Genomic DNA, 24,605 nt, shown 5'->3' on the forward strand with positions numbered 1-24,605 from the left:
TCGCCATTTACAACTGTATAAGTAAATGTAAGCGTGGAACTACCGGTGCCGCTGACATAATCAGCATACACTGTACTGCTACCCATTGCGATAGCAATATGCGGAGTACCTGTTACATTCACTACCTCTCCAAAGCTTACCCCAAAACTTAATACACTTCCTGATTTATAATACCCATTAGCAGGCACAGTTACATTCGTCACAGCAGGCGCGGTCAAATCAGCCACTACTGTAACCGTATTAGATGCAAGGTTACCATTATCACCTTTGTTAACAGCCACATCCACAGGCAAACTAACCGTTACATTGCCACCTACAGTTGGCGTAATTGTGAAGGTATAAGTTACATTATCACTTGTCTGCAGATTGCTAACTACACCATTATTAACTGTAAAATCAGAAAGCGCCAACCCCGTCACCGCCTCACTAAACGTAGCTGTCACATCAAACGCCCCATTCACCAATGTAACACCTGAAGACAATGCCACCGTCGGATGTACCGTATTCACCTTCACCCCACCAAGCGCCGGCACTCCCGCCAATGTAACATTCGCACTATTACCTGCCTTATCTTTAACCGATAAATTATCCAGTTCTACTGCCCCCATTAACCCAATACCATCCTCATCTCCATCCCCATCCTGCACCGTATACTTAAAGTTCATTCCATTATTCCCACTCCTACCTGTATAATAAGCCTGTACCGTACCAGATTGTAAAACTACATTCAGATAAGGATGCTCTGTTGTTACATTCAATACCACCTCTTCACTGAAATTAACCGTAAAATCCAACTCCTCGCCTGCATGATAATAACCATCTGCCGGTACACTCACCCCCGTCACTACCGGAGCTGTCGTATCTACCGTCACCTGCAGCTCATTCGATACCGTATTACCATTTCCACCCACATTCTCCGCCACATCAACCGGCAACTGGACCTTGACTATACCCTCCCCTGCAGGAGTTACATCCACCGTATAAATGATATGATCTGCCGTCTGTAAGTTCGATACCGTACCATTTACCACACTGAAGTCATCGAGAGTCAACCCTGTCACCGCATCACTAAATGTAGCCGTTACAGCAAACACACCATTCACAATAGTGCTGCCGGATGACAATGTCACACCAGGAATCACCGTATTAACAAACACATTATTAGTTGCACCCGCGCCATTTATTGCCGTTGCCGCTTCATTACCATAACTATCTTTCAGCACACCTGCATCTGCTGTCAGGCTACTACCTATCTGTATACCATCGTCGTCATTATCCCCTGCCACCACTGTATAGCTAAAGGTGAGTTCCTTTGTACCACTGCCACTTACATAACCTGCATGTACTACAGTACTACCAATTGTTACCGGCAAATAAAGCCCCCCTGCTGCAACTGTTATATTCTTATCAAAAGTTGCCGTAAAACTCAGCGTAGTACCTGCCTTGTAATACCCACCCGCAGGCACACTCACACTGGTGATAACCGGCGCGGTATTATCATAATCCACATCTGCAGCAGCTGCTGCATTGGTATTTCCCCCCTGCCCTACAGCCGTAGCTGCATCTGCAGCCAATGCTATATGCAAAGTACCCTTACTACCTGCCGGCACCGTAATGGTGATGGTATAAGTGTTAGTCGAAGTGGTGGCATCCGGCGTTACAGCGGTAACGGTAGCCCCAGCAATGCCAGACAATGACAGCGAAGAAGCATCCACTCCCGTCACAGCCACATCAAATCCAAGTGTTACTGTCATTGTAGTTGCATTCGATGTAGGTGGCACCGTCAGCGTTGCTACCGGACGAATACCATTTACATTTATTCCCGATGCTGCTACTGCAAAGGATGGATCCAACACGTTGTTTGCTGCATCTGTCAGTTTATTGCCCGCCACTTGTATAGGCGACAAAATCTCTATTCCATCATTATCCAGATCTCCTTCCTGCACTGTATAAGTAAATGCCCATTGATTGGTGCCCGCACCTGATGCATATACTGCTTTTCGGGTGGTACTACCAATGGTCATATTGATATAAGGTGCTTCTGTTCCCGCATTATCAGTAATAACAGCCTCACTCATATTTGCCATCAGCGTTATCGCCTGCCCTATTTTATATGTACCGGCAGCTGAGGTGAGATTTTGTATTACCGGTGGCGTCTGATCTATACTCCAGATAAACGGAGTAGTAACACCTGTATTTCCTGCTATATCTGTTGCTTTGATGGTCAATGTGTGCGGCCCATCAGCCAGTCCGCTCAATGTATATGGAGAAGTCACTGGCGTGAACGGACCTCCATCCAGGCTCGCAGTAAAACCCGTCACTGTTTCACTTGCCCCAAAAACAAATGTTGCCGTACTCTGATTCGTTGAAGTCGGCGGCGTGGAAGTAAGGGCCACCACCGGTGCTGTCTGATCCAGGGTAATTACTGCACTCGTACCACTTACATTGCCGGCATTGTCTTTCACCTGCATATATACTTTCTGTATACCGTTTCCTGTTGCCAGTGTATAAGACTTACTTCCCGCAAATGTCTCATAAGCACTCCAGTTACTGCTATCTGCCGAGAATCGCATCTGCATTGGTATATTTGCATCTGTAGCCGTTTCTGTCAATGCTACTGTAGTGGAATTGGTAACAGCCGCTCCCCCATTTATAACCAGTGAAATGACTGGCGACGTCTTATCAATTGTATAGACTTCCCCGGAAGTAAACGGCACATTCGATAAAGCAGGTGTAACCCCTGCACCGTTTACATCCAGCCGGATTGTACCGTCTCCCGTACCTGTATTTATTGTCACCACATATGTTCCATCTGAACCGCTGCTTATCCCTGCTATACTGGCTCCTGTTATCCCCGTTGTAGTCAGCGTAAATGCGCTTGCCGGGAGGTTCGATACATTCGTGGTTAAATTCACCAGAAACCTCACCACTCCAGCGTTAGTAGGACTCACCCCATTCAACCATATAGAAGAAACCCCTGGATTTATCAATCTGAACAACCTGCCGTTTCCACTAGCCGGACCATCCCCAATATACACCGAACCCATGCTGTTTACAGCAAGGCCCTTCGGATACACTATACCCGAAACAGTCAATGAGGAATCCAGGATTGTACCTGTTCCCATCGTATTTGTATATTTTACTACTGCCGCTCTTCCTTTTCTCACTACTTCAGTCGTATACAAGTTATTGGATGCATCGACCGCCAGGGCAGTAAATTCCCTTCCTGTAGCCAGTGTAGACACCGCATAACCAGGATAAGTCAGTTTCATGACAGCACCACCCGGATGCGCTGCACTCTCCAGGAAATCTGTAAAATAAATATTGCCCTGTGAGTCCGTTACCAGCCCCCAGGGATAAGAAAAACCTTTCGCAGGCACTGCAATACCTGTGTAGAGCCGGGTACCGGCATCACCGTCATATTGGTAGCGTACAATGTCAAATGTGGAGGTAGTACTATTGTACTCTATTGCCAGCAGATTATCATTCTTATCTACCGTAATTGCAGAAAAATACTTTCCCGACCGTACCACAGCTGATGCATAACCGCCATACAATTTGAGAATCTGTCCATTGCCTGTGCCAAATGAGTTAAGTACATATACATCGCCGAAACTGTTCACCGCTATGCCCCAGGGATTATTTACCTGGACAGCCGAACCATTACTCAGACCGGAATAAAGTACTGTCGTAAGACCATTAATTGCCCAAAACTTCACTACATCATATAGACCAGTTGTGCTATTCCACCTGGTAGTATATATATTATCATCGCGATCTGTTGCTACAGCTGTGTAATTACCCCCTGTTTCCAAAGTGGAAAAGACGTACTGCGCCTTACCTGTAAGGAAGGCGGTTACAGCTACGATGATCAACAGTAATATCCGGATACATCGTGTAAAGGTATATTTCATATAAACCTGTTAAATACAGAGAAAAGGATTCTGCCAGCCGGATACATTCTCCTGGTGAATGATCTGTAAGCCGGCATCGTCATGACGAATTCCCTCCCCCTGGTCAAGAATGATTTTATTTATCTTTTGGGTAGTTGTATTCAGTTTCACAATGTTAGAAACAGGCAATCCCAATCCACTGGAAGGATGGAAGCCTTTCTCTCCCCTGGGGCCACGGATAGTGTTTGTGCGCAGTTGTGCTTTTACTTTTTCCCAGTCCCCTTTCTGTGCATAGGGTATTAATTCTCTCCACACCAATCCCGCTTCATAACCCATTAATCCATAAATATTGGCTGGTTGCTGTGCTTTGCTTTCAAATGCTTTTACGAACAACTTATTTTCTTTGCGCTCATCTTCCTTCATCCACGTAAGTGCGCTGTACAGTTCCAGTTCCAGGTGCTTTACATCCTCCAGAATATCTTCGTAAGCCATTGTCTCTACCACTACTAGTGGAATGGTTTTGTTGTACCTACTTTCTTTCCATGCATTCAGAAAGCGCGTTCCTATATTTCCACCGAAAATTGCATGCACATAAGGAGGAGGATGCTTTTCTATTTCTGCAAAAAATTCAGCGAGGTCCAATGCCCCTGTATCAGCAGGGTCATTAGGTAATACACTCACCCGAAGCTCCTGTGCACCTGCAAGGAATGCTCCTTGCTGAAATGCATTGCCCAAATGATACCCCGATTCGTAAAGTGGCATTACTATATGCCCTGCATTGCCAAAACGCTTTTGCGCCCAGCGACCCAAAGCATATTCTGACTGCCAGATCTGGTGAGAAGCATAAAAGATATCCGGACTGATGGCAGCATGATCCGGAATCAGCTCTCCCATATCAAAGAAGAAACCTAACTTACGTTGCGCTTCTACCACCGGCATAAGCGCTGGCAATGACTTATAACTAATAAGCCCTGACAACACATCTGCCTGATTAAAAAACAATAGTTTTTTTGCAGCCTCTGTAGTCGCAGCCGGACTACCACTCCTGGTAAACTCCGGCATGATCTGCCATGTACGCTGACGTGCAGGATCCAGACCCATTCCCAACATCCATCCGGTCCACAGGTGCGTAGAATAAAAGGGATATACGCCACTATAAGGCGTCAGAAAACCTAAAGTCAATTGCTTCATACTAAGAACGGGAAGGGTAACTTCCTTGTAGTGCAATACAATAGTTCAATACCAGGTATGGCTGCATGATTGAGTGTGGCTGACTGCCACCTGCAATCGCAGGGGTAATTGTACCCGATACATCGGTAGGTAATAAGGTAGCATCTGCAGCTGCGTTACTATACCCATTCACTGCAAACGTATTTACACCGGCACCTATGGTCGGCAATGCAGCAGGTATTACAGTTGCACCAGGCACATTGGTGGTACCAGCCTGTGTACTTGCTTTGGGTGCCACCGTAAGCGTATGAGTAACTGTATGCGTATGCGCTGGCATCTGGCTTGTTATAAGGGTCACTGTTTCCGTACCTCCACTTTGTGCGATGTTATAGTTTGAAAGCCCCGGCCCTTGCCCCATACCTAATGGTACTCTGCCACGCAGATCAGGAAGACCAAAAGAGTTCATGCCATCACCACCAAAATAAGTACCGAGAAGGGAGTATAATCCAACGTTTTGGGCAATTGATAATAAAGCTCCATTACAAAATGCCCATCCATAAGGTGCAAAGTTGAATGCATAAGCTACGATAACTGCAAGAAAAGGTTCGACCATTGCGCAGAATAATTATAGTGATGAATATTAAATCAGATTACAATCAGGAAATGCTAATACCTTTCCGCCCTGGGCGGCAGACTGACGGCCCAGTAATGCAACCAGACTATTGGTTGCTGCTATATGTACAGACGATTGATGCCAGGGAGTTTTCAGCATGGCTACCAGCTCATTCAATGCCATTGCGACCGGTGAGGCTGTATATTGTTGCAGGTCCAGCTGATCCGCTTCCCATTGGTTGTCACCCACCCGCATAGATTTTGTATAATCAATCCAGATGGCATCCGTACCAAAAACATGCGTACCAGTTGAATATCCCTTTTCTGCCTGCAGGTATACCTGCTGGCCTTGTGTGGTCGTGAGACAAATAAACGGAATCATTCCGTTTTTGATATTGGTATATTGCCGGCCTGTTTTTGCATGTACCTTAGGAACGACATAATCCCGCAGCTGTGTGGTAACTGAGATGGTTTTGAATTGATTACCAGCCCCTAATAACCGTTGTAAAAACAACGCGGGATATAACGGATACGTGTCTACCTCCGGTGGCTGTACTTCAAAAGGCGCCCCTGCATACACTGTTTTCAATGCCCCAAAATCGATCTGGGAACTCGCCTGCAGATCATGCCGGTAACTTTGCTCATCCAGGGTAAAGTAGTGACGGCCAGTTTGTTTACTGGTCCTTACTATATCCCGGTGCTCCTCCAGGGACTCCCCCATTACAGGACCACAGGCCACATGCTTACCCGCCAGCATAGCTGCTTTGGCGATTGTATAATGTGTATGTGCAGGTGTAGCAATGATCACCACATCCAGCGCATCGCTGGCCAGCATTTCCTGCCATGACTGGTATACAGCCGGACTGCCATATCCTTTAAATAATTGAAGACCTTCCTGTAAGGAAGCGCTGTCTGTATCACATATTGCCGTGATAGTCAGATCTTTTTGTGCAAGTGCTGCAGACAAATATTGACGCCCCCAGATACCGGTTCCGATAAACCCGGTGCGCAAACCGTTACGAACATTTTTTGAGAACAGAGACGACGGCATAATGGCCAATGCAGGCACTATATACGCGACATTTCTGAAAAATTCTCTCCTTTTTTGATTGTGCATTACAACTTATAGGGATAATTATTCAAATCGTTTACTTAAATGGCTTTTCCAGGATTGAGGTTAAAAATCGAATTACAATAATTAGGAATGGTTCACAAATTTATATACAAATTATTTAAATGTTAAAATATTTTTTTGAGGGCAATAAAAAACCGGGACCTGCCAATGCAAATCCCGGTCTGATTTTAAGTATAAGTGTCAGGCTCTCTGCTCTTTTACATTCAATACTGCTACCGCAGCTATGATCATAAATATGCCCCCCATTACCAACGCATATATAGGCTGATCATGAAAACAGTACCTCACGATGAGACCACCGAACAAACCGTTTACAATCTGAGGGAAGGTGATAAAGAAATTAAAGATCCCCATGTATACCCCCGTCTTATGCGGCGGTATTACACCCGATAGAATAGCATAAGGAGTTGATAGAATGCTGCCCCATGCAAAACCAATACCGATCATCGGCAGTATCAGCAGGTCAGGGGATTGTATGAAAAAGATGGAGATCAATGATACCCCGCCCGCTATCAGAGAAAAAGCATGCGTCACTCTCCTGTTGGTTTTACGCGCTATAGCAGGTAAGATTAGTGAATACACCGCAGATACTGCACTGTAAATGCTGAATAAGAATCCTACTTTATTCCCCGCATCTGCATAGCTGGATGACGACGTATCTCCAGGCATTACCTTATAGATATGCTGCGCCACTGCAGGTGTGGTAAACACCCACATGGAGAACAATGCGAACCAGCTACAGAACTGTACCAGCCCTAACTGCCGCATGGCCGATGGCATGGCTGCAAAGTCTTTTACTATTGTTCCCAACCCGGATGCAGCTGTTGCTTCCTCCGTTGGATTAAACTGTTTAAACTCCTCCGGACTATACTCCTTACTCATGAAGATGGACCAGAGAATCGTGGCTATCAATACCAGTGCACCTATGTAAAAAGAATAAATCACATTGTCTGGTACCACTCCCGGTGCCGCTAATTTAGATACACCACCATACTCTGCCAGCAAATAAGGTAATGAAGATCCCAATACAGCCCCTGCTCCTATCAGGAAGGTTTGTACCGAAAAGCCCATACTCCGCTGTTCATCAGGCAGATTGTCCGATACCAGTGCCCGAAAAGGTTCCATGGCCACATTGATGCTTGCATCCATCAGTGTGAGCATTCCCGCTCCAACCAGCATCGGAGGCAGCAGGTAAGCCAGCATCGACGAATTAGGCAACAGTATCAGTGCCAAAGCTGTCAACAGCGCACCTACAAGAAAGTAAGGACGGCGGCGCCCCAACCTGTTCCAGGTACGATCACTATAATGCCCGATGATGGGCTGTACAATCATCCCGGTCACCGGTGCGGCCAACCAGAATAGGGATAAATGCTCTACCTCTGCACCATAGGTCTGTAGGATACGGGATGCATTTCCATTCTGTAATGCAAAACCAAACTGTATTCCGAAAAACCCCATGCTCATATTCCAGATCCTTGCTGCAGATAAGCGTGGCTTTGTCATGCCTTTCATGGAATTTCTTTTTTAATTGACTTTCAATTGTACTACCGCACCCGCTTTGACGATATATGTATCTTCGTATACTTTTACTGCCACATCATCCCCTTCTTTGTTCTCAATTACAACACGATGTTTGTTGATTTCTACTTTCAGGATATTTTTCCTGAAACGAATGCTGAATGCAAAAGATTGCCAGCTGTCCGGCAGGAAGGGTGTAAACTGTAACTGCCCCTCACGTACACGCATACCTGCAAATCCTTCTACCACACTCATCCAGGTACCTGCCATAGACGTGATATGCAAACCATCTTCTGTATCATTGTTATAATCATCCAGGTCCAGTCGGGAAGTACGCAGGTAAAACTCATACGCCCTTTCCCCATCTCCCAGCTTCGCAGCCAGGATAGCGTGGATACAGGGAGATAAAGAACTTTCATGCACCGTACGTGGCTCGTAGAAGTCAAAGTTCCTGCGCAGCGTATCCAGGTCATACCTGTCTTCCAGGAAATAAAATCCCTGCAATACATCTGCCTGCTTTATAAAGCAACTTCTCAAAATTCTATCCCAGCTCCACTTTTGATTCAATGGTCTTTGCGCCGGATCCAGGTCTTTTACAAGGATCTGCTCTTTATCCAGGTAACCATCCTGCTGTAGGAAAATACCCCGCTCAGCATCTTCAGGATAGTACATGTTATCTATGATATGTTGCCATTGAGCGATTTCGGTACCAGCATCAAATGAAGTCTTTTTAATGATAGCATCATTCACATGCGCCAATGCCTCAATCGTATACTGCATACACCAGGTCGCCATTGTACTGGTATACCAGTTATTATTGACGTTGTTTTCATATTCATTTGGCCCTGTCACCCCCAGCATTACATATTGCTGGCGGGCTTCGCTCCAGTTCACCCGCTGTGCCCAGAACCGGGAGATCCCAATCAGTACTTCCAGGCCATATTCAGCCAGGTAAGCCACATCACCGGTATAACGGATGTAGTTGAATATCGCATATGCAATGGCCGCATTTCTATGAATTTCTTCAAAGGTGATCTCCCACTCATTATGACACTCTTCCCCATTCATGGTCACCATCGGGTACAGTGCAGCCCCTTTACCAAAACCCAGTTTACCCGCATTTTCAATCGCCTTGCCCAACTGGTTATGGCGATATATCAACAGGTTTCTTGCTACCTGCTGATCCGCTGTTGCAAGATAGAAAGGTATACAATATGCTTCTGTATCCCAATAGGTAGAACCTCCATATTTCTCGCCCGTAAAGCCTTTAGGACCGATATTTAAACGGGCATCTTCACCCGTGTAAGTCTGGTTCAGCTGGAAGATATTGAAACGGATCCCCTGCTGTGCTGCAGCGTCTCCGGCAATTACGATATCGCTTTCCTGCCACTTGGCAGCCCAGGCTGCTGCCTGCTCTTCCAGCAGTTTTGCAACCCCTTTCGCTGCTACTTTTTCTACTACCTTCCGGCATGCTGCCACCAGCTCATTCCTTGAGTGATTCTCAGAAGTCAGGTTAGCAGCATATTTACAGATCACTGTTTCCTGGTTGCGGGTAGCTGTCACCTTCACCTTACCACCTACAAACTTATCTTTTTGTACCGGTGCAACTGCTGATGCTAATTGGTGCCCCTGCTGATATACGTGGAATAACATCCCTGTACAGACGTCAAAACCAGTTTTCTTTGTACGCAAAGTCAGGTAAGCGCTATTGTCATGGATGCTGCTTTCCACCAGCTCCCAGAATCCTTCATCATAATTCGCATCCTGGTTTCTGACTGCTCCATCTATATAAGAAATGATTTCTATCTCCCCATCAAAATTCAATGGCGTAATGCTATAGCGAAGCGCACCTGCCTCATCGTCTACAATACTACAAAAGCGGGTGGCTTTCACAGCCAGTTGTTTACCAGAAGATAAGGTCGCAGTAAACGTACGCTCCAGGTAGCCTTCCTTCATATTCAATACACGACGAAAGTCACTCACTGCCGCATGATGCAGGTCTACAACCAAACCGTCAATGCGGATCTCTAATCCAATCCAGTTCGCTGCATTCAATACTTTGGCAAAATATTCAGGGTAACCATTTTTCCACCACCCCACACGCGTCTTGTCAGGATAATAAATCCCCGCCACATAGCTACCCTGCAACGTTTCGCCGGAATAAGTCTCTTCAAAATTGCCACGCTGCCCCATACGACCATTACCCAAACTGAAGATACTTTCTGAGATTTTGTTGTAACCTGGTATAAATCCTTCTTCGATGATATTCCACTCATCTACCTTTATATATTGCTTCATAATTATAAATCTTTTAAGCGCTGGAGACTCATGTCTCCAAGACCACTGACAATCATATCTGCGTTACCAAGTACGTTCACAGCACCAATCCCAACAGCTTTCATTCCACCTGCCTTTGCTGCCTGCACACCCGCCACCGCATCTTCAAACACCACACAATAAGCAGGGTCTGCATGCAAACTATCGGCCCCTTTCAGGAACACTTCCGGATCTGGTTTGGAAGCGGTTACTGAATTACCATCCACCACCACATCAAACAATGCAGCCAGCCCCACTCTTTCCAGAATAGTACCTGCATTCTTACTCGCTGAACCCAGCGCCGTTTTCACACCCGCCTTACGCAGGCTTTCCAAAAATGCTCTCGCACCCGGCAGCACCTCATCCGGTTGCATATGGCGAATCATATCTACATACCATTCATTCTTGCGGGCCGCCAGTATTGCCTGTTCTTCGGCTGATTTTTGCACACCGCCGATCTCTAATATGATCTCGAGAGAACGGGTACGGCTCAGGCCTTTGAGTAATTCATTTTGTTCCTCCGTGAAGTCGAACCCCAGCTCATTAGCCAGCCTTTTCCAGGCTTTGTAATGATATTTGGCAGTGTCTACAATCACTCCGTCAAGGTCGAAAATACATGCATCTATTCTGTCCATATCATCCATTTAAATTGCTGCATCAGTGGGCCAGTTCCAGTACCAGTGTAGTGGTAGCCGGTACATGCAGGCTGTCTGAAAGACTATAGGTTTTATCAGTTACTATATCGTGCGCGCTGGAAAATCCAGTTGTTCTCTCTTTAAATCTGCTCACATCAATGATGGCAGGATCGCTGTTTGGGTTCAGTACGATCATCACTGTCTTGTCAGCATTGTACCTGAAGTAGGTGTATACATTATTCTGAGGAATGTACTGCATCAGCTTACCGGTTTGTACCACAGGGTTGTTCTTCCTGTAGTTAGCCAGCTTTTGTATATAGTCGTGCAGTTCATTTTCTTCTTCATTACGACCCGCTGCGGTAAACTTGTTCACCTTATCATTCTTCCAGCCACCTTTAAAATCCTCCCGCACTAATCCATCCGGCGCACTGAAATTCTTCATACCAATTTCATTACCGTAATACAACTGGGGAATACCACGGGTGGTCAGCAACCACGCCAGCGCGGCTTTGTATTTACCTTTGTTTTCGCCGATTACTGAATAGAAACGGCTCAGGTCATGGTTATCCAGGAATACCACATTGCGCATCGGGTCCTGGTATTGATAATCTGATGCGAGGGTAGTGTACAGTTTCACTGCGCCATCATCCCATGCTGCTTTATCATTCATAGCCCCCGTAATAGCCCAGAGTGAATTGAAATCTGTAAGACCGGGTAATTGTGTATCCAGGTGCTGGTTCACAGTTTTGCCCTGTGTAAAATACACCTGGTCTGCCACGCCTTTTACCCATACCTCACCAAAGAAGGTGAAAGTGGGATAAGCATCTTTGATCGCCTTTCCCCACACTGCCATGAACGCTCCGTCATTGTATGGATAAGTGTCCAGCCGGAATGCATCCACGCCCGCATACTCGATCCACCAGATATGACTTTGTGTAAAATAATTTTGTACAAAAGGATTGGATTGATCCAGGTCTGGCATGTGATTGTCAAACCAGCCATTGGTCATTACATCCTTATCGTATTGTGAAGCATAAGGATCAAAGTCTGGCTGTGCCCTGAAACTGGAGCGGGTGAACTCAGGCCATTGGTGTACCCAGTTCTTCATTGGCATGTCTTTCATGGTCCAGTGCTGGCTGCCAATGTGGTTGTGCACCAGGTCCATCACTAACTTCATACCACGTTTGTGCAGACTATCTGCCAGTGTTTTGTACAGTTCATTTGTACCATAACGGGGATCTGTACGGTACTGCTCCGTAGCAGCATAACCATGGTAAGATGCCTGTGGCTGATCGTTGGTGATCATAGGCGTCATCCACAGTGCAGTGGCGCCCAGTTCCTGCAGGTAACCCAGGTGATTGATGATACCCTGTATATCGCCACCATGACGATAATACATAGAATCCCTGTTCAGGGTCGTTTCCTGCATACCTTTAATCACATCATTGGTCGTATCCCCGTTTGCGAAGCGATCCGGCATAATGAGATATATCAGATCGCCCGCATTGAGGCCTTGTGCTTTAGTACCAGTATTTCTGGCTTTCAGCTCGTAACTAAACACCAGATCCTTGCTGCCTTTCTTCAGGAACCTGATCGGGAATATACCCGGGGCAGCCGAAGGATCAATATTGAGATCAAGAAACAGGTAGTTCGGGTTTTCCACTTTATTCACCTTCAGGAGTGTAACCCCGGGATATTCCAGTTTGACGTCTCTTTCTGCAATCTTATTACCATGTACTATCAGTTGTAAAAAGGGCTGTTGCATCTTCACCCACCAGTTGGCAGGTTCAATACGCTCCAGGCTGGGAATTTGCGCCATTGATGTACCTGCCATCAACAACAGCATCGTGATCCACCGAATCTGTTTCATGCTATTATTCTTATTATTGAGCTGTGAGAGAATATGTATAGTTACCTGGGTTACTTAAGTTCATACTGATCACATAAGTACCCGCTGCATCTACTGTGATAGCGCCTGTAGTACCTGAAGCCAGTGTACCATTGTTGCTCACATCACTCAGGGCAATGGCATCTGCATTATTGGCTCTGAAGTAAAATGTGCCAGCGCTCAAAGCTGTTGTCACCGTCCATACACCTGTGCCGGAATTGTAAGTCATTGCCGCATCTGCACTACCTACGGCACTACCATAGATGCTCCACGTAGTGTTCGTCATCGTGTATTTAAGCTGGTTAATGTCTACCGTCAGGCGATAGTAACCACCTTCAGACACAGCAATGTTGCTACCACCGGATGAGAGTGATCCACCACCACCATCACCATAGTTCACATCCCAGCTCTTCGCTGTCGTGATCTTAAATTCGGTAGCACCGGAGAGGTACATGTAACCTTCGTAAGTACCATCGTTCTTTACAGATGCTACGCTATCCAGCCCTGCATTGTCAAATGACCAGCCTTCATAACCACCCGGTAAATACAGGTAGGTATATACCTTAGGCACATAGTAAGGCGTCACTGTCAGGGAAACACTGTCAGAATAAATCTCGTCTCCTACTGTGTCTACAGCTGCTTTCACACGGAGTACCAGGTCATGCTCACGACCTGCTGCCAGTCCCATGTTGTTAATCACCTGGTTCAATGCTGCTACGGTGTAGGCTTTCTTCAATACACCTGTACCAATCGTTACTTCTGTCGCATTCTTAAAACCATTACCTTTCTCATCTATTTGCAGATAATAAGTGACGATGGATTTGTAACCCCAGTTCTCAGATGCAGTCCAGGAATAAGTTACTGCTGCATTGGATGCATCTGCTTCCGTGAATACGAATACGGAATCAGTAGCTGTCAGCACAGGAGCAGTACCGGTTTTCACCTGGGTAAAGCTGCCTTCCTTTTTACAGGAAAACAGGATCAGCAAACTAAAGCTGAGGATGTATATATATTTGAAACTGACCTTCATGATGAATAATGTTTTGATTAGTAACCACTGTTCTGAGTGAGATTAGGATTAGCCACCAGTTCTGTAGCAGGAATCGGGTACAGGTTACGATAGTCGCCTACCGCTGTACCATCTGCCACACCGCCTTTCCATGGCCATAGGTAACCGCTGCCGGCAAAGTAACCATAACGGATCAGGTCTGTTCTGCGATAACCTTCCCAGTAGAATTCACGGCCTCTTTCATCGAGAATGAATTGCAGCGTGAGCTGACCACTGGTGATATCTCCACTCGTACCACCATATGCTCTTTCACGAATGGTGTTCACATAAGTCAATGCTGTCGCAGCACTACCACCGGTACCACCTCTCAATACAGCTTCTGCATAGTTCAGGTAAGCTTCCGGCAGGCGGAACAGCGGGAAGTCTGTATCTACGAATGTGGTGCTGGAACCAGTACCACCGGTAGAAGTTTTATTGCTCCACTTAGTTACTGCATAACCATCTGTGAAAGTGCCCAGGTCTGCTATTTCCAGGTTTTGCCCGCTGGTATAAAACATCGCACGGCTATCAGTGGCACCTGTTACATCAGGGAATAAATTCACCAGTCCTTTAGTAGTACGTAAACCACCCCAACCGCTGCTCACGCCATAGTTAGAAGCCGTCATACTACCTCCTATTTCTGCACACACCAGGTATGTAGTACCACCATACGTCTGCGTTCTGGTACCATCAAAGTTGCTGGTGAGCAGGAACTCTGATCTGGAAGTTGCATTGTTATCTGCCTTGAACAGGTTTGGATAGCTGGAAGCTAATGCATAACCGGAGTTGATCACCTTAGTGCTATAGGTAATGGCATCAGTATAACGGTCAGTTCCTGTATACACAGCTGCATTCAGGTACAACCTGGAAAGGAGCAACCATGCACAAGCCCTGTCTGCACGACCGTATTCATTGGCGCCGGGTTCTACCAGCAGTGTATCGAGTGCTTTCAGCTCTGATTCTACATATGTGAACAACTGCGCACGGGAAATTTGATTAGGATAATAGTAAGATACCTCGTTGGTATCGGTAGAAAAAGGCACATTCCCAAACATGTCCAGCGCATGGTAGTAACTCAGCGCACGCAGGAACCGGGCTTCTGCCCTGAATGTCTTTGCTGTTTCTGCATTCGTACCGGTGATGCCATTGCTGGCCAGTTTTGCATCAGATGTCTGACGGATAAACTCATTACACTGGGAAATCTGGTAGAATACACGGGCAAACATGGCAGTAATGAAGTTGTCATCTGCTGTCCAGGTCATCTTGTGAAAGCTCTGTATAGTACCATCGTTCCAGGTCATCACTGCTTCGTCAGTAGGTAATTCCTGCATCTGGTAGTAAGCACGAATGTAGTTGGAAGTACCTTCATCAATACCACTGATGTCGGGATTACCAGTTGGACCGGTTTGCCCGGTAGTAGCCAGACCTGCATACAGCTTGGCCAGGATACTCTTGTAATTACTAAAGTCTGTATATACACTGGCTGTCGTTGCTTCCGTGATAGGATTCCGGTCCAGGTCTTTTGTACATGCTGCCAGTCCCCATATCATCACGCCGGCCAGTAATGTATTATATATGAATTGCTTGATCATAACGTTCCTGTTTGTTAATTAGAAATCAAGGTTAACGCCCAGGGAATACACACGTGGACGTGGATAGAACTTATCATCTATACCGCTGAATACTTCCGGATCCTGACCACTGTATTTAGTAATCACGAATACATTCTGTACGTTCGCATTCACCCGCACACCTAATTTCTGATGCCAGATGCGGCCAAAATCATAAGCCAGGTTCAGATAATCCATACGTACGAATGAACCGTTTTCTACATAGTAATCAGACCAGTATTGTGGATTGGTGAATTTCGTTTTCAGTACACTGGCACTCATATTCGCCAGGTAGTTGCTGTTCTGGAAAGATTTGTAGTTACCAAAGTTAGAAGCCTGGTTGTTGTAGATGTAGTTACCAATGTTACTACGCAGACTGAAACCAAGGGTCCACTGTTTGTAGATGAACTGTGAATTGAAACTCAGGTAAAGGTTAGGATTAGGTGATTTGTAACGGTATTTATCTGCCGCAGTAATCGCACCATCCCCATTTCTGTCTTCGTATAAACCTTCAATTGGTTTGCCATCCTTATCGTAAATCTGTTTGTATACGTAGAAGGAGTTAATAGCATAACCAGTGGAGTTGATCTGGATAGTATTACCAGTACCACCGGTGATGCCGCCGGTAGCAAAACCTACTGCTGTATCACTCTTTGCTTTGGAGAGAGAAAGCAGTTTGTTCTTGTTGTAGGTTAAGTTAAAACCTGCATTCCAGGTAAAGTCTTTCGTCTGTACAGGTACCGCGTTGACGATAAATTCAATCCCTTTATTTTCAAGGCTGCCTACGTTCGTAAACAGGGAGTTGGTCAGGTTGGTACCTGCTGGTGCTGTAACAGTGGCCAGCAGATCGGTGGTTTTCTTGTAGTAGAAATCTACGCTACCATTGATCCTGTTGTCCAGGAAACCATAATCCAGCGCAACGTTGTAAGTAGCAGTCTGTTCCCACTTGATGTTCTGATCGTAACCAGCTGCACGCAGTGTCTGGTAATAGCTATCGCCCAGCTCGTAAGAAGAAGCAGCATCACCCCATGTATAGCGGGATACAGCAGCATAATCCTGCCCGATGTCTTCCTGACCGGTTACACCATAACCGACTCTCAGTTTCAGGTCAGAGAGTACTTTATTATTCTTCAGGAAAGCTTCGTCTTTAATTTTCCATGCGAGTGCTACGGAAGGGAAGTTGCCCCAGTGCTTCCGGAAGCGGGAAGTACCATCACGACGCAGTGTAGCAGTCAACATATATTTTTCATTAAAAGTATAGTTCAAACGACCGAAGAAGGAAACCAGCGTATGCTGTGATTTGCTGTAGTTACCTGCGGCCGTAGTGGTATCGCCGGAACCATCCAGCGTTGGGAATGCAGGCGTGGTGGTGATGAAGTCCTGGTAAGAATAACCGGCAGTCGCATTGATGTTACTCTTAATGCTTTTTAGTGCCTTGTTATAGTTCAGGTAAAAGTCAAACAGTTTATCCTGTTTTTCCTGCTCGTAGTGATGGTAAGAACCACCTTTACCATTATAATAAGACAAAGCAGCGTATGCAGGAATATTCGTATTACCGGTACCCTTAGAGTAGTCGTAACCCAGGTTCATATTCGCATGCAGTTCAGGCAGGAAATGGAACTTGTAGTCAAACTGCAGGTTACCGATACTTCTTTTTACAGTAGACGCATCGTTCTTCAGTTTCAGCATAGCCAGCGGGTTCCTGGTAGCGAGGCTATACAGATCGTCGTTGTATAACCACTCATAGTAACCACCAAAGGCATCCTTGCCGGAGTAAACAGGTTTGGTTGGATCCATGGCAATCGCTGCATTGATAGCTCCCTGATCTGCAAAACGGTTATCTGCAACAGATCCTTTCAGGTTCAGGTTTATCTTCAGGTGATCGTCGAAGAGACTTGGAGAGAGGTTCACCGCAGCGGAAGTTCTTTTCAGGTTGGAGGTTTTCAAAATACCATCCTGAAAGAGGTGACCGACAGAAACGCGGTAAGGTAATTTTTTCCATGCACCGGCTATGCTCAGGTTATTATCAGAGCTCAGGGCTGACTGATAAATTTCTTTCTGCCAGTTGGTATTAGCAGAACCCAGCAGGGCTTTCTGTGCATCGGTACCATGTTCATTGACCACATCGGTAAACTGTGCGGCAGACAATACCGGTGAATAGGATGTTACTTTAGACAGTGCATTGTTAGTGCTGAAGTTTATATGAAGTTTATCGCCTGCACGACCTTTCTTGGTAGTGATGATTACCACACCATTGGATGCGCGGGAACCATAGATAGCAGTAGCAGATGCATCTTTCAATACGCTGAAAGATTCGATATCATTGGGGTTCACCATCGCCAGAGCATTGGAAGAACCGCTCACATTACCGTTTTCAACAGGTACCCCATCAATTACAATCAGCGGATCGTTGGTAGCATTCAGAGAAGCACCGCCACGTACACGGATGGTACTACCACTACCAGGTGCACCACCGTTGGAAGTGATCAGTACACCGGGTACTTTACCAGTGATGAGTTGTTCAGGAGAAGCCGCCGGGCCTTTGTTAAAATCTTTCGTAGATACGAGGGCGATAGAGCCGGTGAGGTCGCTTTTCTTTTGTGTACCATAACCGATCACCACCACTTCGCTTAATCCTTTGGTATCAGTTTTCAGTTGAATATTAAGTTCCAAATTTCCGCTTCCTACAGTGATGGCTTTTTCTACGGCTTCAAAACCTGCCATTCTTGCTACCAGTACATAACTACCGGCACTTACACCGTGTATAGTATAATGGCCGGCACTATCTGCAACTGCATTTTTGCTGCCTCCTTTAATAAAAAGGATAGTCCCCGGTACCGGACTATTCGTGCCGTCCGTAACGGTTCCGCTGATACTTCCTGACTGGGCATATACGCCTAAGGTAACCAGGATAAAACACAACAGCAGCGCTAACCGGGTAAAGTGTGTTCGTTTCATTTAACGTTTCATTTTAAAGACAAGGAATTGCTGTTACGCTACTGCCTACGCAGTGCGTTTAATGAAAAGACAAGAAAATAGCTGTAGAATTCCTGTTTAGAATTCAGGGCGATTTTTCATTGTTGTAATGGGAAGGGATAAATTATTGTCCAATAGCAGGTCCCAGTCCCCCTGTTTTTTGTCCGTAAGTTCTAAGTTGAAAACATAATCAGTCTGTGTTGAACATTTCCGGGAACGTTCCCGGAACGTGGAATAAAAATATTTTATGATGCTAAAGTATACAATTTTTTGTTTTTCCTAACATTTTGTTTCTTTTTTTTTCTTTTGCTTACACTTTTGCCGAGGAGTAACGGGGGATGAGCTTGGAACCCAATACGATATGATTGTTCTGCGGGGGCGTTCCTTCCAGTACTTTGAATAGCATTTCGGCAGCATGGGTGCCTAAATCGTAGGCTGGCTGGGTGATGGTGGAGAGTGCAGGATTGAGCAGAGAGGCGATTTCCAGGCTGGAAAAGCTCACGACTTTCACATCTTTAGGAATATTGATGCCCAGGTCATGACAAACGTAATAACTGGAAATAGCCAAACGTTCTACAGCGGTGAAGAGGCCATCCGGGCGTTCATGCAGCAGAAAGTCCGTCAGTATCTGGTAGTTCCTGTCATAGTCATTGCTACAATCTACTACCAGGTGCTCCTGAAATGGGATGCCTGCGTCCTGCAATGCGTCGCGGTAGCCCTGCATACGAATATTACCGATAGACATGCTTTTATTAATTACCAGGAAAGCGATTTTCTGGCAACCCGCTTCTATCAGGTGCCTGGTAGCGGAGAAACTACTTTCATAGTCATCAGTAGTGACTTTAGGTACATCTATATCATCGTATACCCTATCGAAAAATACCAGTGGAATCCGTTTGTTGCCCGCATTCTTCAGGTATCTATGGTCATTGGCTTCGCCGGAGGCAGACATGATGATTCCATCCACACGACCATTGTATAGTTTTTCGATGAACATCACTTCCTTTTCATAATCATCGTCAGTGAGGTAGATCAGGGTATAATAATCTTTTTCCCGGGCTACACGCTCTATGCCGTGGATGGCCTGGGAGAAGAAGTTGTTCGCGATTTCCGGTACAATGATGGCGATCGTATTGCTTCGCTTATCCCGCAGGTTACTGGCATGATGGTTTGGCTGGTAATTGAATTCCTTTGCTGCAGACAAGATTCTTGCTTTAGTTTCCGGATTGATGTCACTGTTGCCCCTGAATGCCCTTGAAACAGTAGATGTGGATAGGTTGAGCTTTTCTGCCAATCTTTTTATATCAACACGCTCCATAAAAGGTGGTTTTTTGACCCGAAGAGCCAAGGTAGAGAAAATAGTGGAATTCGAAAAATGATCCGTTTCCCCTCACTGACCAGAATCATCCCCCCACCTAACCAATACGGTTGTCCCCACCAAAAACCTACCCTACATTTGAATCAACAAATAAAAGACAAAAACATCTTTTATTCAACACCCGATAAGAAGCTCAAACACTTATACCATGACCAGACTCAAATTTTTCTTAAGCGCATTCCTCAGCGCATGGTTGCTGAACGCCTGTTCCAGCAGCACACCAGAACAAACCAAAACACCGCCCACTGAAATGAAGGTCGTTGGTGAAAGCATCGCTGAACTCACGGCTCCCCCACTGGTACCAAAACCTGTCGGTAACAGGGAAGCGACTAAACTCATCGTGAACATGGAAATCGTTGAAAAAGAAGGTACCATGGCCGATGGTGTAAAATACCTTTATTGGACATTCAACGGCACCGTACCCGGTTCCTTTATCCGTACCCGTGTAGGCGACGAAGTGGAATTTCACCTGAAAAACCACCCAAACAATAAACTCCCACACAACATCGACCTCCATGCTGTAACCGGCACTGGTGGCGGCGCTGCATCCTCTTTCGTAGCACCCGGTCACGAAGTGACCTTCTCTTTCAAAGTGCTGAACCCAGGTCTCTTTGTATACCACTGTGCCACTGCTCCCGTAGCCATGCACATTGCCAACGGTATGTATGGCCTGATCCTCGTAGAACCTGAAGGTGGCCTGCCTCCTGTAGACAAAGAATACTACATCATGCAGGGCGACTTCTATACGAAAGGTAAAAACGGCGATCCCGGTCTGCAGCCTTTCGATATGCAAAAAGCGATTGACGAACGCCCTGACTACGTAGTGTTCAATGGCCGTGTAGGTTCCCTCACCGGCGATAATTCCCTGAAAGCGAAAGTAGGCGAAACCGTTCGTCTCTATGTAGGTAATGGTGGTCCTAACATGGTATCCTCCTTCCACGTGATCGGCGAAATATTTGATCATGTAAATGTTGAAGGCGGAGACCTCATCAATCACAACGTTCAGACCACCCTCATCCCTGCCGGTGGTGCATCTATCGTAGACTTTAAATGTGAAGTACCCGGTACCTTCGTGATCGTAGACCACTCTATCACCCGCACTTTCAACAAAGGCTCTCTTGGTATGCTGACCGTAACCGGCGATGAGAATAAACAAATCTATTCCGGCAAGCAAACGGAAGGTATCTACCAACCAGAAGGCAGCACTATCCAGAACATGCCCGGCGAAAAAGCGCCTGAAGCACCCAAAGCCGCCAGCCATGAAGAAAGAATTGCCATGGGTAAATCTGTCTTTGCTAAAACATGCCAGGCTTGTCACCAGGAGAATGGTCAGGGTATTCCCAACGCCTTCCCGCCACTGGCAAAATCTGATTTCCTGAATGCAGATGTAAACAGGGCGATCGGTATTGTACTGCATGGTAAAACAGGCGAAGTGGTGGTGAATGGTGCGAAGTTTAACGGTGTAATGCCAGCCCAGGTACTGAGCGATGAAGAAATTGCCAATGTGCTCACATTCGTTTATTCCAGCTGGGGCAATAAGAAACAGGAAATTAAACCAGCAATGGTAGCTGCTCAAAGAGGTCACTGATGAAAACGACAATCCTTTTCGCTACAGGCATCTGTTTTGCTGTATCCTGCTCCCGCGTACCTACGCCGCACGATACGCCTGCACCTATCACACAGATGGCACTTGCACCTGTAGCTGATACTGTAAAGATGGCTGAAGTGAAAAGCGGCGTTTATACACCCTTCTTTGGTAAAAAAGATACGACGATATTGGTACGGGGATTCATGATGGACGTGGTCCCCGTCACCAACCGTCGCTTCCTGGAATTTGTAAAACATAATCCACAATGGCGTCGCTCACAGGTAAAACATATCTATGCAGAAGGTAATTACCTCGTGAACTGGAAGAACGATACCACCCTCTCTCCTGCTATGGATCCGGATGCACCCGTTACAAATATCTCATGGTTTGCTGCCAAAGCTTACTGCAATGCCGCAGGCAAATCACTGCCTACTGTCGATCAATGGGAATACGCTGCCATGGCTGATAAGAACACAGAAGATGCCCGTAACAAAACAGCTTATAACAAAGATATTCTCAGTTGGTATGAAAAACCAAACACCGCCGGCAACCGTGTGGATCAGACCCCTAAAAATGTTTGGGGCATTGCCGACCTGCATGGTCTGGTATGGGAATGGACCGCTGATTTTAATGAAGTGATGTTGTCTGGCGAGTCCAGGAAAGATGTGTCAAACGATGTGGCCAAGTTCTGCGGCAGCGGCTCTGTAGGTGCCAGTGACCTCATGAACTATGCAGCGTTCATGCGGTTTGCTTTCCGTGGAAGTTTAAAAGCGAATTATTGCGTACAGAACCAGGGGTTCAGAGCTGTTAAAAACTTATAATTATGAAAAAGGTAATCTTTTTCCTGTCACTACTGTTAGTTGCCTGTAAGCAACCCACCACCAAAGTTTCGGATGAGTCGATCTTTAACCTCACTTCTACCTGGCATACGGAAGAAGGGAAATCTATTCAGCTGAAAGACCTGAAAGGAAAAGTGCTGGTGGTAGTGATGATCTACACTTCCTGCAAGGTAGCCTGTCCAAGACTGGTGGCTGATATGCAGGACATTCGTAAAAAAGTGGGCAACAATGATAAGGTGCAATATGTACTTGTGACCATCGATCCTGAAACCGACACGCCTGAAAAACTGAAAGCATTTGCTATTTCAAAGGGAATGGATGGCGATGAATGGACCTTTCTGCAAGGCAATCCGGAAACGGTTCGTGAGTTTGCCAATGTGCTGTCTGTTAAATACAAAGAGATTTCACCGATGGACTTCTCTCATTCAAATATTATCAGCGTGTTCAGCCCCGGGGGCGATCTCCTGCATCAGCAGGAGGGCCTTGGGGTCAATAACAGGGAGACGATTGCGGCAATTTTACAAGCAGCCGGCCATTAACAGAAAACCTGCTCAATGAGCAGGTTTTTCTTTTTACATTCATATATATTAGTATATTTACCCATAAGGGACGATATTTGTTAACACTAACCCGAACTATAATATATGGCCATCAATTTACAGAAGGGACAAAGAATAAACATCGGACTAAGCAAAATCACTATCGGGCTGGGTTGGGACCCAAATGAAGGCACCGGCTACGCCTTTGACCTCGATGCTTCTGCATTCATGCTGGATGATAAACGACTGATACCCACTGAAGGTTTCTTTGTATTTTACGGCAACGCTGATTCTGAAGATACCGCCCTCCACCATTCCGGCGATGACCCTACCGGTGGCAACAGCGATGGCGGGGATGATGAAAGTATCAAAGTAGACCTCTCGCTGGTGGACAACCGTGTACAGGAAATTCTCTTCGTAGTCACCATTCACGAAGCCCAGCCACGCAGGCAAACCTTTGGTCAGGTGCGTAACTCCTACATCCGGATCGTAGATGATGCAAACGGCCAGGAAATAGCAAAATACGAACTGGGAGAAGACTTCTCTATCGAAACGTCCATTGAATTCGGACGGTTGTATAAGCGGAATGATCAGTGGAAATTCGAAGCATCGGGCATCGGCTACAGGGAGGACCTTGCCTACTTCCTCTCCCGGCATTTCAAAGGGCAAATTATTAAATAATTCATATGGCTATCAACCTGCAAAATGATCGTGGAAATGCGACACACGATCTTTCTACTACAACGATTGGATTGGGATTACCTACCCTTCCTGCCGAACTAAATATTGTAACCTGATAAATATTTTAACCATACATGAGAAGATTACCCGTTTATCTGCTGCTGGATACATCAGGATCTATGAACGGTGAACCCATACAGGCATTGAACAATGCCCTAAGTGGTATGATCAACAACCTGCGATCAGATCCATTAGCTATGGAAACCCTCTGGATCAGCATTATCACCTTCGATAAAGCAGTAAAGGAAGTATTGCCGCTGACAGACCTTCCATCGTACAATGTACGGGAAATAACCTGCCCGGAAAGTGGTCCGACCCATACAGGACAAGCCCTTGAGTTTGTCTGCGAAAAAGTAAAACAAGACCTGCGGAAAGGAACAGATACCCAAAAAGGAGACTGGCGGCCTTTACTGTTTATATTCACAGATGGAAACCCCAATGACCTGTACCTGTACCAGGAGATGATTCCCCAGGTCAAATCACTGAACTTTGCTTCTATAGTCGGCTGTGCTGCAGGCAGGCTATCTAATGATGAATTCCTGAAAGAACTCTGTGATGTGGTCGTACACCTGGATGTAGCTGATAGTACCACTTTGAAAAGCTTCTTTAAGTGGGTGTCTGAAACCATCGAGCATGGCAACAAAAGCATGGGTACTACAGATACCATCGATCTGCCACCACCACCGGACGAAATTCACTTTGTTATTTAAACTGACCAT

General features: G+C 46.0%; 17 protein-coding genes. 5 read left to right on the forward strand and 12 right to left on the reverse strand.

Annotated elements, in window-relative coordinates; translation table 11 throughout:
• The 12 genes from ABDW16_RS20050 to ABDW16_RS20105 all read right to left on the reverse strand — a co-directional run.
• Positions 1-3,914: Ig-like domain-containing protein (locus ABDW16_RS20050; RefSeq protein ID WP_343672209.1), on the reverse strand; the 3,914-nt coding region annotated here is incomplete at its 3' end.
• 9 nt (positions 3,915-3,923) lie between these two features.
• Positions 3,924-5,084, reverse strand: a complete 1,161-nt coding sequence (locus ABDW16_RS20055; protein WP_343672210.1) for an ABC transporter substrate-binding protein — start codon at positions 5,082-5,084, stop codon at positions 3,924-3,926.
• Position 5,085: 1 nt separating this feature from the next.
• On the reverse strand, positions 5,086-5,676 hold the full coding sequence (locus tag ABDW16_RS20060; protein ID WP_343672211.1) for a tail fiber protein: 591 nt from the start codon (positions 5,674-5,676) through the stop codon (positions 5,086-5,088).
• A 27-nt stretch (positions 5,677-5,703) separates the two neighbouring features.
• Positions 5,704-6,792: a Gfo/Idh/MocA family oxidoreductase gene (locus tag ABDW16_RS20065; protein WP_343672212.1), complete on the reverse strand. Its 1,089-nt coding sequence runs from the start codon at positions 6,790-6,792 to the stop codon at positions 5,704-5,706.
• 198 nt (positions 6,793-6,990) lie between these two features.
• Entirely contained in the window at positions 6,991-8,322 is a 1,332-nt protein-coding gene (locus ABDW16_RS20070; RefSeq protein WP_343672213.1) for an MFS transporter, read from the reverse strand.
• A gap of 12 nt (positions 8,323-8,334) precedes the next feature.
• Positions 8,335-10,626, reverse strand: a complete 2,292-nt coding sequence (locus ABDW16_RS20075) for a glycoside hydrolase family 65 protein (RefSeq protein WP_343672214.1) — start codon at positions 10,624-10,626, stop codon at positions 8,335-8,337.
• A gap of 2 nt (positions 10,627-10,628) precedes the next feature.
• Positions 10,629-11,279 (reverse strand): beta-phosphoglucomutase, encoded by a 651-nt coding sequence (gene pgmB / locus ABDW16_RS20080; RefSeq protein ID WP_343672215.1) that lies wholly within the window; start codon positions 11,277-11,279, stop codon positions 10,629-10,631.
• A 22-nt stretch (positions 11,280-11,301) separates the two neighbouring features.
• Entirely contained in the window at positions 11,302-13,149 is a 1,848-nt protein-coding gene (locus tag ABDW16_RS20085; protein WP_343672216.1) for a glycoside hydrolase family 13 protein, read from the reverse strand.
• A gap of 13 nt (positions 13,150-13,162) precedes the next feature.
• Positions 13,163-14,197, reverse strand: coding sequence for a SusE domain-containing protein (locus ABDW16_RS20090; protein WP_343672217.1), 1,035 nt, complete (start codon positions 14,195-14,197; stop codon positions 13,163-13,165).
• A 17-nt stretch (positions 14,198-14,214) separates the two neighbouring features.
• Positions 14,215-15,807: a RagB/SusD family nutrient uptake outer membrane protein gene (locus ABDW16_RS20095; protein WP_343672219.1), complete on the reverse strand. Its 1,593-nt coding sequence runs from the start codon at positions 15,805-15,807 to the stop codon at positions 14,215-14,217.
• Positions 15,808-15,825: 18 nt separating this feature from the next.
• Complete coding sequence (locus tag ABDW16_RS20100) at positions 15,826-18,783, reverse strand: TonB-dependent receptor (protein WP_343672220.1); 2,958 nt, start codon at positions 18,781-18,783, stop codon at positions 15,826-15,828.
• A gap of 328 nt (positions 18,784-19,111) precedes the next feature.
• Complete coding sequence (locus tag ABDW16_RS20105) at positions 19,112-20,119, reverse strand: LacI family DNA-binding transcriptional regulator (protein WP_343672221.1); 1,008 nt, start codon at positions 20,117-20,119, stop codon at positions 19,112-19,114.
• A 208-nt stretch (positions 20,120-20,327) separates the two neighbouring features.
• Here ABDW16_RS20105 and nirK point away from each other — a divergent pair, with 208 nt between their 5' ends.
• From nirK to ABDW16_RS20130, 5 genes are all read left to right on the forward strand, one after another.
• Positions 20,328-21,767, forward strand: coding sequence for a copper-containing nitrite reductase (nirK, locus tag ABDW16_RS20110; protein ID WP_343672222.1), 1,440 nt, complete (start codon positions 20,328-20,330; stop codon positions 21,765-21,767).
• Positions 21,767-22,588, forward strand: coding sequence for a formylglycine-generating enzyme family protein (locus ABDW16_RS20115; protein ID WP_343672223.1), 822 nt, complete (start codon positions 21,767-21,769; stop codon positions 22,586-22,588). Before nirK ends, ABDW16_RS20115 begins: the two co-directional genes overlap by 1 nt.
• Before the next feature lie 2 nt (positions 22,589-22,590).
• Positions 22,591-23,145, forward strand: a complete 555-nt coding sequence (locus ABDW16_RS20120; protein WP_343672224.1) for an SCO family protein — start codon at positions 22,591-22,593, stop codon at positions 23,143-23,145.
• 105 nt (positions 23,146-23,250) lie between these two features.
• On the forward strand, positions 23,251-23,826 hold the full coding sequence (locus ABDW16_RS20125) for a TerD family protein (RefSeq protein WP_343672225.1): 576 nt from the start codon (positions 23,251-23,253) through the stop codon (positions 23,824-23,826).
• A gap of 134 nt (positions 23,827-23,960) precedes the next feature.
• Entirely contained in the window at positions 23,961-24,596 is a 636-nt protein-coding gene (locus ABDW16_RS20130; protein WP_343672226.1) for a VWA domain-containing protein, read from the forward strand.
• Positions 24,597-24,605: the final 9 nt, after the last annotated feature.

Origin of the sequence: Chitinophaga sp. (genome assembly GCF_039596135.1) — a bacterium.
Taxonomy (GTDB): domain Bacteria; phylum Bacteroidota; class Bacteroidia; order Chitinophagales; family Chitinophagaceae; genus Chitinophaga.

What these genes read in the sequence shown, in the direction of transcription:
- ABDW16_RS20100 (WP_343672220.1), bottom strand. Translation starts at nt 18,783, where the DNA reads ATGAAACGAACACACTTTACCCGGTTAGCGCTGCTGTTGTGTTTTATC.
- ABDW16_RS20075 (WP_343672214.1), bottom strand. Translation starts at nt 10,626, where the DNA reads ATGAAGCAATATATAAAGGTAGATGAGTGGAATATCATCGAAGAAGGA.
- ABDW16_RS20090 (WP_343672217.1), bottom strand. Translation starts at nt 14,197, where the DNA reads ATGAAGGTCAGTTTCAAATATATATACATCCTCAGCTTTAGTTTGCTG.
- ABDW16_RS20115 (WP_343672223.1), top strand. Translation starts at nt 21,767, where the DNA reads ATGAAAACGACAATCCTTTTCGCTACAGGCATCTGTTTTGCTGTATCC.
- nirK (WP_343672222.1), top strand. Translation starts at nt 20,328, where the DNA reads ATGACCAGACTCAAATTTTTCTTAAGCGCATTCCTCAGCGCATGGTTG.
- ABDW16_RS20095 (WP_343672219.1), bottom strand. Translation starts at nt 15,807, where the DNA reads ATGATCAAGCAATTCATATATAATACATTACTGGCCGGCGTGATGATA.
- pgmB (WP_343672215.1), bottom strand. Translation starts at nt 11,279, where the DNA reads ATGGACAGAATAGATGCATGTATTTTCGACCTTGACGGAGTGATTGTA.
- ABDW16_RS20055 (WP_343672210.1), bottom strand. Translation starts at nt 5,084, where the DNA reads ATGAAGCAATTGACTTTAGGTTTTCTGACGCCTTATAGTGGCGTATAT.
- ABDW16_RS20130 (WP_343672226.1), top strand. Translation starts at nt 23,961, where the DNA reads ATGAGAAGATTACCCGTTTATCTGCTGCTGGATACATCAGGATCTATG.
- ABDW16_RS20065 (WP_343672212.1), bottom strand. Translation starts at nt 6,792, where the DNA reads ATGCACAATCAAAAAAGGAGAGAATTTTTCAGAAATGTCGCGTATATA.
- ABDW16_RS20120 (WP_343672224.1), top strand. Translation starts at nt 22,591, where the DNA reads ATGAAAAAGGTAATCTTTTTCCTGTCACTACTGTTAGTTGCCTGTAAG.
- ABDW16_RS20125 (WP_343672225.1), top strand. Translation starts at nt 23,251, where the DNA reads ATGGCCATCAATTTACAGAAGGGACAAAGAATAAACATCGGACTAAGC.
- ABDW16_RS20060 (WP_343672211.1), bottom strand. Translation starts at nt 5,676, where the DNA reads ATGGTCGAACCTTTTCTTGCAGTTATCGTAGCTTATGCATTCAACTTT.
- ABDW16_RS20105 (WP_343672221.1), bottom strand. Translation starts at nt 20,119, where the DNA reads ATGGAGCGTGTTGATATAAAAAGATTGGCAGAAAAGCTCAACCTATCC.
- ABDW16_RS20085 (WP_343672216.1), bottom strand. Translation starts at nt 13,149, where the DNA reads ATGAAACAGATTCGGTGGATCACGATGCTGTTGTTGATGGCAGGTACA.
- ABDW16_RS20070 (WP_343672213.1), bottom strand. Translation starts at nt 8,322, where the DNA reads ATGAAAGGCATGACAAAGCCACGCTTATCTGCAGCAAGGATCTGGAAT.